The 8,206-nt window shown below is 36.7% G+C and carries 5 protein-coding genes and 3 pseudogenes; 3 read left to right on the forward strand and 5 right to left on the reverse strand.

Annotated features, from left to right (window positions below; translation table 11 throughout):
• Nucleotides 1-1,543 precede the first annotated feature (1,543 nt).
• The 4 genes and pseudogenes from DYY66_RS10775 to larC (DYY66_RS10795) all read right to left on the reverse strand — a co-directional run.
• Nucleotides 1,544-2,701 carry a cysteine desulfurase family protein gene (locus tag DYY66_RS10775; protein WP_166289174.1) on the reverse strand — a complete coding sequence of 386 codons (1,158 nt, stop codon included), beginning with the start codon at nucleotides 2,699-2,701 and terminating at the stop codon, nucleotides 1,544-1,546.
• A complete protein-coding gene (gene larE / locus DYY66_RS10780; protein ID WP_166289177.1) occupies nucleotides 2,698-3,498 on the reverse strand; it encodes an ATP-dependent sacrificial sulfur transferase LarE in 801 nt (266 codons plus the stop codon). Before larE ends, DYY66_RS10775 begins: the two co-directional genes overlap by 4 nt.
• Before the next feature lie 217 nt (nucleotides 3,499-3,715).
• Nucleotides 3,716-4,137 (reverse strand): annotated as a pseudogene (gene larC, locus DYY66_RS16605) (nickel insertion protein); the annotation flags it as partial.
• Between the two features lie 115 nt (nucleotides 4,138-4,252).
• Nucleotides 4,253-4,915, reverse strand: a pseudogene (larC, locus tag DYY66_RS10795) (nickel insertion protein); the annotation flags it as partial.
• 127 nt (nucleotides 4,916-5,042) lie between these two features.
• On the opposite strand from larC (DYY66_RS10795), the gene DYY66_RS10800 reads away from it, so the two are divergent.
• Both DYY66_RS10800 and larB read left to right on the forward strand, forming a co-directional pair.
• Nucleotides 5,043-5,957: a malate dehydrogenase gene (locus tag DYY66_RS10800; RefSeq protein WP_166289183.1), complete on the forward strand. Its 915-nt coding sequence runs from the start codon at nucleotides 5,043-5,045 to the stop codon at nucleotides 5,955-5,957.
• A 36-nt stretch (nucleotides 5,958-5,993) separates the two neighbouring features.
• Complete coding sequence (gene larB / locus DYY66_RS10805; protein ID WP_166289186.1) at nucleotides 5,994-6,773, forward strand: nickel pincer cofactor biosynthesis protein LarB; 780 nt, start codon at nucleotides 5,994-5,996, stop codon at nucleotides 6,771-6,773.
• Here the strand turns inward: larB and DYY66_RS10810 are convergent.
• Entirely contained in the window at nucleotides 6,763-7,482 is a 720-nt protein-coding gene (locus DYY66_RS10810) for a VIT1/CCC1 transporter family protein (RefSeq protein ID WP_309224010.1), read from the reverse strand. The genes larB and DYY66_RS10810 overlap by 11 nt on opposite strands.
• A gap of 106 nt (nucleotides 7,483-7,588) precedes the next feature.
• Between DYY66_RS10810 and DYY66_RS10815 the strand changes: the two are divergent.
• Nucleotides 7,589-8,206 (forward strand): annotated as a pseudogene (locus DYY66_RS10815) (radical SAM protein); the annotation flags it as partial.

Consider the following 8,206-nt stretch of genomic DNA (forward strand, 5'->3'; position numbering starts at 1 on the left):
TCAATCAATGTCGAATTTCCAGAAAATTACATTAAATCTTGGAGTTTCTGCACAATCTCTGAAGAACTTGCTTATAGATACTAGTCAGCCAAATTCCAAGGGAACCAATTGGGTTAATTATGATCTACGATCATTTCAACAACAACTTGGAATAAACTCGTTTTCAGGTACTACAATGACTTTGTATTTTGGATCCATCGGTAATTCTCCAGTTCCGGTTGTAGCTCCAGGCACAATTGTATCAGGTAATGGTCTACTCCAGATAAGCGACGCCACGGTAGCCTCAATACAATCAATATCATCAAATCTTCCTGTATATTTAGAAATAAATTTCAATACACCTGGTACGATTTCAAACCCAAGTGACACCCAACCTATTGTGTTTGATCTCTTTTCTTTTGGAAATAATAATAACCAACAAGTGAACAATGCTATCTATCGAGCTGAGTTACAGGAAACATCTGCTAACTCGGGCGTATTTTCTGGGACAATTGAATATGCAGTAATAAATCAACTAAATCAGTTTGATCCCAATTTGATCAAAAGCCTTCAAACTTTTGGTAGTAATATTAAATTTCTAGTAAATACGGAACTTACAGATTCCAACGCCATACATTTTTCAGTTCTAGGTACTCAGGGAGGAACATCTACAACAGTTACATCGCAACACAATCTTCCAACAAATACTGGTACAGTGACACTTGACTCGCCTAACTATAGACTCGGCTCTGATGTTACAATAACAGTAAATGATCCTGATCTAGCCACAGATGCTGATGCTATAGTAACTTATGCAAGTGTCAATGATCCAAACTCTCCAGCTGATGATACAGTCGGAGATAATAACGGAAACATTCTCCTAGAAGTCTGGATTAAGGGATTTAGATTCCAACACTGTACCATAAATGGAATTGCATATGGTGGTCTTGCTGCTACTGGTTTTACATTAACTGAAACTGGGCCAGGTACAGGTGTGTTTAAAGGAATTTTTAAAATGCCTTCTCAAATATGCAATGAGGATAAAACTACTCTGATATCTCCTATAGGTGGTAATGTTCAGGCATGGTATCATGATTTTCGAGATAAATATGGTAGATCTGTCGTAGTTGGTTCAACAGTGGCAATTCCTACTAAAACTCCATCTACTGCATTCACAAATCCATATGTACCACAAGTAACAATGCCGTTGGTCTCTGCTTCAACTCAGATAAGTGATCATACTGGAAGACCATTATTACAAAGCCCGCATGTTGGACAAACGGTAAACTTCAATAGTATGATCTCAAGTAAATATCAAAATTCTCAGAAAATTTCATACATTGTTCAAATCAAAGATAGTAACAACAAAGTGGTTTTCCTAAAATGGTTAGATAGTAACGTAGTGAATTTGTCTACTACAAACGCAGCAATCAGTTGGGTACCAGTGTTATCTGGTGTTTATTCTGCTGAAATTTACATATGGGATGGAATGGACTCTCTAGTACCTCTTACCGATCAAAGTCAATACAAAATTCAAATTCTACCATAATTGAATTTTCAAAGACTAAAAGTTGTACTTGCTTTTGTATGGTGACACCGCACGTAGTTCCTGAACTACATTTTTTAATACATCCACAGTTTGATCTATCTCTTGTTCTGTATTGGTTATTCCTACAGTAAGGCGCAAGGAACCTGTGACTTGTTCGTGTGAAAAACCCATTGCTTTTAAAACATGTGATGCTTTCTGTATCTTTACCGAACATGCAGAACCCGTAGATGCAGATATTTTATTTTCATCTAATTTTATTATCAGATCTTCTCCGTTTACTCCAAGAAAAGTAAAGTGAGTATTATTGGGGGTCCTTATATCTGGATGACCATTAAGAGTAGTAGCTGGTATTTCATGCAGCACTCTTGTGGTTAATTTTGTAGTTAATCTTTTAAGATAATCTGTATTTTCATTCATGTTGTTCTTTGCAAGTTCACATGCCATTCCAAATCCTATGATGCTTGCTACATTTTCTGTACCTGATCGAAGTCCATTTTCTTGACCTCCTCCTAATATTAGAGGAGATATAGTTACACCGTTTCTGATGTATAATGCTCCCACGCCTTTTGGTCCGTTTATCTTGTGTGATGATATTGAAAGTAAATCCACTCCAAGCTCCTTGACATCTATGGGAATTTTTCCTACTGCTTGAACAGCATCAGTATGAAAAATAATATTTTTCTCTCTTGCAATCTGGACCATTTTCTTTATTGACTGTATTGTTCCAACTTCGTTATTTGCGTACATTATGGTAATTAGACACGTGTCATTTGAAATTTCTTTTTTAAGATCTTCAGGATTTACAAAACCATGTTTATCAACTGGGAGAAAAGATACTCTACACCCTTCTTTTTCAAGCCGTTTGCATGGTTCTAGTATTGCATCGTGTTCTATGGCTGATGTTATGATGTGTTTTCCTTTGCTTTGTGATGCTATGCCATAAATTGCAGTATTGTTTGACTCTGTTCCCCCCGACGTTATGAGTATCTCATTGCTGTTTGCATTTATCAAAGACGCAATTCGTTTTCTTGAACTCTGAATGGCTGCATTTGCAAGTCTGCCGTGTCTATGTATGGAAGAAGGATTTCCATACTGTTCTCTAAAATATGGTATCATCTCTTCTATGACCTTTTCATGAACAGGTGTAGATGCTGCATTGTCTAGATAGATCAATCTGTTATCACATTGAGTTTGCCTGGTCTATAGCCGTTAGGATCTATCTTGAGATCATAAAATTTCAATTCATTCATGTATCTCCTTAGTATGGTCATCTTTTTTTCATCATCTAGCATGTTGATCTCATTTTTGTCTACTTCGATACTTGCACTGTTTCCAAAATCACGAACTCTTACCTGTCTAACTCCAAAAAGTTGTTTTACCATGATCTCGCTTTTCTCGATTCTTTCAAGTTTTTCTGCAGTAACTGTATTACCCCATGGAATACGTGATGCCAAACATGAGTTAGATGGCTTGTCGTGAATGGAAAGGCCTATTATTTTTGCAACATTTCTAACATCTGTTTTTGTAAATCCGCTCTCTACTAGGGGGCTCTGGACTCCATTTTTTTTCAGCGCTGCTATTCCAGGTCTATATTCTGTAAGATCATCAAGATTAGTGCCATCTGTAATTAAGTTGATTTTTTCTTTTTTTGATAATTCAAGTAAATGCTCTGCTAATTCTGTTCTACAATGGTAGCATCTATTTTGATCATTTTTTACAAAATCAGGATTGTCTAATTCGCTATACTCCATAACTATATGTCTAATTCCTATTTCCTGACAAACTCTTTTTGCAGATTCCAACTCTTCCTGGGAGAGTGTCTTATAATCTGCAGTTACAGCAATAGCTTGTTTATCTAATGCTTTTTGAGCCGCATATGCTACTAGAGCACTATCCACTCCTCCTGAAAGAGCTACCAAGACTTTTTCTTTTCCATGAAACCAATTTACTAGATCTCCTATCTGTTTCATTTTATGTTTAATCTCCGTTTGACCTCACTTGATATCAGGTCTGATGTTGCTTTGAATGATAACGATAATGCGTCTGAAATCGTCTTGATGTCATCTGATTCTACTTTGAAATGTTTTATTGTTTCTTCATGTTTTACAATCTTACATCTTACCGTAAAATTTCTCCCGTGCACTACGATTGGTACTGAAACAATTACTCTTGGAACTAGATAGCGANATCTTACATCTCGCAGTAAAATTTCTCCCTTGCACTAAGATTGGTACTGAAACAATTACTCTTGGAACTAGATAGCGGCTAGATGATCTTACTCGTACTCCCAAGGTACCTGTCTCTGAAACTAGTGTATTGATCAAGGTATTTGTAGAAGAAGAATCGCATATTATGGAAACAAGATTGGTAGGTCTTCCTTTCTTTGTTATACCGCCCGTTACAGTTACATCCTTTGCACCATTTGCAATTAATCTGTCAATCATATGTCCTATTGTTTCACCAGATACATCATCGAGGTTTGTTTCAAGAACGTGTATGGTGTCTAACTGAAATTCTTCTATTGGTTCACCTTTGACAATTTTTAAAACATTGGGAAATCCGTCAAAATCTTTACTTCCTGCACCATATCCTATTGATTTTATTTTCATTGTAGGGTAAAATTCTGAGCATCTATCTACTAAATTTACAAGTAAGCATGCACCTGTTGGAGTGGTGAGTTCTTCTCTTGCCTGTCCTCCACAAATTGCTATGTTAGAACCACGNATAAAATTCTGAGCATCTGTCTACCAAATTTACAAGTAAGCTTGCACCTGTTGGAGTGGTGAGTTCTTCTTTTGCCTGTCCTCCACAAATTGCTATGTCCGAACCACGAAATATCTCAAGAATTGCGCTTGCAGGATTAGACACTGTTCCATGAGAAAATGTTAGAGTGCCTCCACCCACTGCTACTGGAGTTGAAACAATTTCATCTGAAAACAATTTCAAATCGTCTAACGCAATGGCAGAGCCTATGATGTCTATGGCTGTATCAATGCTTGATGCTTCATGAAAGTGTACTGATTCAAGAGGTTCTCCGTGTATATTTGACTCTGCGTGAAGTAATGATCTTATGCTTTCTTTTGCAAAAACTTTGGCTTTTTCCGATAATCCTATCTTGTCTGAAGTAGATAAAATGCATTCTTGAATGTCAATTCCTTTTCTCTCATGATAGTTTTCACTTGTCTCTAAAACAAGATGTGTTGCTTCTGTTCCATATTTGACAGTTTTTTCAAAGTTCATCTTTGTAATTTTAGAGCCCTTGAGAAATTCTTCAATTGAATATGAACCATCTGTGATTTTGGACTTGTTTGCACCCATGTTGACTAGTGAAGAAAGTAACATATCTCCTGAAATGCCAGCTACCTGTGCATCAATTACAAGTACCATAATTTTCTAAACATACTGGAATGCATATAAATTGTAATTTGATTCATAATCTGATTACTAGATCATCATTACTATGAGTCTAGTATGGACAGTCAAGTTTAATTAGAGATTACATTGAGGGCCTTTTATGATTACAATCATCGGTTCAGGAAAAGTAGGCGGGGCTGCAGCTCTGTTCACAGCTCTTAGAAAAGTCACAGACGAAATATTGCTATTAGATGTAGTACAAGGTCTGCCGCAGGGAGAGGCTATGGACATAAACCACATGTTGGCAGAAAAAGGAATTGACGTAAACGTTAGGGGATCAAATGATTATTCTGAAATGAAAGGCTCTGATATTGTAGTTGTAGTAGCTGGTTCTGGAAGAAAACCTGGAATGACAAGAATGGATCTATTGAAGATAAACGCATCCATAGTCAAGGGTGTTGTAGAAAACATTCAGAAATTTGCTAAAGATGCCATGATAGTTCCTGTGACTAACCCGTTAGATCCAATGGCATATCTTACGTACAAAGTTTCAGGATTCCAAAAGAATCGAGTATTTGGAATGGGTGGCATGCTTGACTTGTCACGTTTTACACAGTTCATTCATGAATCCACTGGTTATTCAAGGAACTCCATACGCGGTCTTGTTATAGGCGAGCATGGTGAAAACATGTTGCCGTTACCACGATTCTCTACAGTTTCAGGAATGCCATTATCTTCAATATTACAAAAAGAGAAAATCGAGGAAATTGTACAGGGTACAAGACAGGTTGCAGCAAAGGTAATCGAACTTAAGGGTGCCACAGTTCATGCGCCAGGCAATGCAATATCTACTATTGTAGAGGCAGTATTGAACGACACAAAGCAAGTCATTCCTGTGGCAACATATCTGGATGGTGAATATGGATATTCTGATGTATCCATTGGTGTTCCTGCAGTTATTGGCAAGAATGGCGTTAAAAAAATAATAGAGCTAGAACTAGATTCAAATGAAAAAGAGTGGTTCAAAAAGGGAGTAGAAAGCGTCAAAAACGCCATTTCAAATCTTGAATACTAATTAAATTTTTAACTACACTCTAATTATCAAATAGTGTTGGATCTAACAGAGATATTGGAATCACTTGATCTTGGAAAGATAAGCGTATCAAAAGCCAAGAAATTGCTTTCCCTTTACTCTGTTGAAAAAATCGAAGATTTTGCCAAGATTGATGTTAGTAGAAAACTACGACGTGGAATACCAGAGGTCGTATTTGCTGAAAAAAAAGAACTTGTGGATCTTAAAAAAATAATCATTACACTCACATCTAAAGCAGATTCTGTTATTCTCTCTAGGATAAACAAAGATCATTACAAGAAGATATTGGCATTTTCTAAAAAAAATAAATTGAAAATATACACTGGAAAGAATACCACCACTATATTATACTCTAAAAAATTAGGTTCAACGGGAGGAAAGGTGGGTATACTGACAGCAGGAACTTCTGATATTGGAGTAGCTGAAGAAGCAAGATTGGTATGCGAATCTATGGGATGCAAATGTATCTGTAGTTATGATATTGGAATCGCTGGAATTCACAGACTTTTTCCAGTAATTAAGAAAGTTATACGTGAAGAGGTTGATGTAATTATCGTGGTTGCTGGCATGGAAGGTGCACTTGCATCAGTAGTTTCATCTTTGGTGGATATACCAGTAATTGGAGTTCCCTCATCAGTTGGATATGGTTATGGGGAAAAAGGAGTTGCGGCACTTGCATCTATGTTACAAAGTTGTACTCTTGGACTTTCTGTTGTTAACATTGACAATGGAATAGGTGCAGGTGCATTTGCAGCCAATATTGCAAATAGAAGTGTGCGAAAGAAAACTAGGTCTTAATAATTCCAAGACTTCCTAGTTCTGATCCTATTCCATATCCTATGAGTGCAATACCGGTTCCAAGCCCTGCCATCTCTAATCCTCCTCGTAACATACTGATGTTGGCAATCCTTGACTTTATTGCTCCTATTATGAAAGATGCAGAAAGACTAACTCCAATTGCTACAAAAAGTGGAACAAATCCACTCAAAAAGAAATATGGAATGATTGGTAGTATTCCTCCTACTAGAAAAGCACCAAACATACGAAACGCACTCTTTAGAGGACTTCCAACTATCTCTAAATTCAATTTGAGTTCTTCTGTAAGCATTGTATCTAACCAAACTTTCTTGTCTGATGTTATTTTGTTTACAATTTTTTCTAAATCTTGACCCGTGAATCCTTTTGCTTTGTATACGTCTTCTATTTCTCTTCTTTCTGCTTCTGGAACATTATCCATCTCCCATTTTTCACGTTTAATTTCTGAATCTAAAATCTGTCTTTGTGATTTTACAGCAAGATAGTTTTGAACTGCCATTGCTTTTGCACCCGTAAACATTGCAACAATGGCTGCAAGTATGATTATGTTGGATGATACTTCTGCTCCTCCAACACCAGCAACAAGTCCTAATGATGTGTTTATACCATCACCAAATCCAAATACGAAATCTCTTATCGAACTACTCTCTTTTTGATGTGCTTCAACATGTCGTGGTTCTATTCCGCTCACTGTATCTAGTATATGTCACCGATTTATATGTCAAAAGTAAAAATTTTCAAAATTGTATGATAAGGTAAACGATTTATATCATAGTAGAAAGAACTCGAAGAAAGGAATGGCAGGAAGGAGAATAGTTCTAACTGCAGATCGTAGCCTTATGACTAACTATAGAGGTAATTTCCTTTATGGTTTTATAGCATGTGGTCCTTACGAAGTAGTCCCTGAATGGGTCTTTGACAAGGTATTTTGTCCTCCAGTTGAGACTGACCAAATAACTGGTGAAGCCAAAGTTGCTCAAGTGGGGTTGCGTAGGGTTGAATCTGCACTATTACAAGGTTACAAAAGAGAAGATGTGTTTATTGCAAATCCTGATTATCTTGAAAAATGCATTGGTCCTGACACTAAAGTAGTTGGAATAAATGTAATGGATCCACTTGGTATGGCTCCAGTAACTACTACAATGTCACCAGAAAAACTCTCTTACGTTGCAATGAAATTCAAGAGAATGTGTGCTAAAATAATTCAACTAAAGAAAAAGTACAACTTCCATGTTGTAGTTGGTGGTAACGGTGCATGGGAACTTGCAAAAACTGATAGGATGAAAATTCATGGTATTGACACTGTTGTTGTGGGAGAAGCAGATGAATTAGCTTTAGATCTTTTCCACGATCTTGAAAAGGGTGATGCTCCAGAATTAATGCACTGTTTTGTTAAAAATATCCAAAACATTCCG

The sequence above is a fragment of the Candidatus Nitrosotalea sp. FS genome, from assembly GCF_011319475.1.
Lineage (GTDB): Archaea > Thermoproteota > Nitrososphaeria > Nitrososphaerales > Nitrosopumilaceae > Nitrosotalea.

What these genes read in the sequence shown, in the direction of transcription:
- DYY66_RS10800 (WP_166289183.1), top strand. Translation starts at nt 5,043, where the DNA reads ATGATTACAATCATCGGTTCAGGAAAAGTAGGCGGGGCTGCAGCTCTG.
- larE (WP_166289177.1), bottom strand. Translation starts at nt 3,498, where the DNA reads ATGAAACAGATAGGAGATCTAGTAAATTGGTTTCATGGAAAAGAAAAA.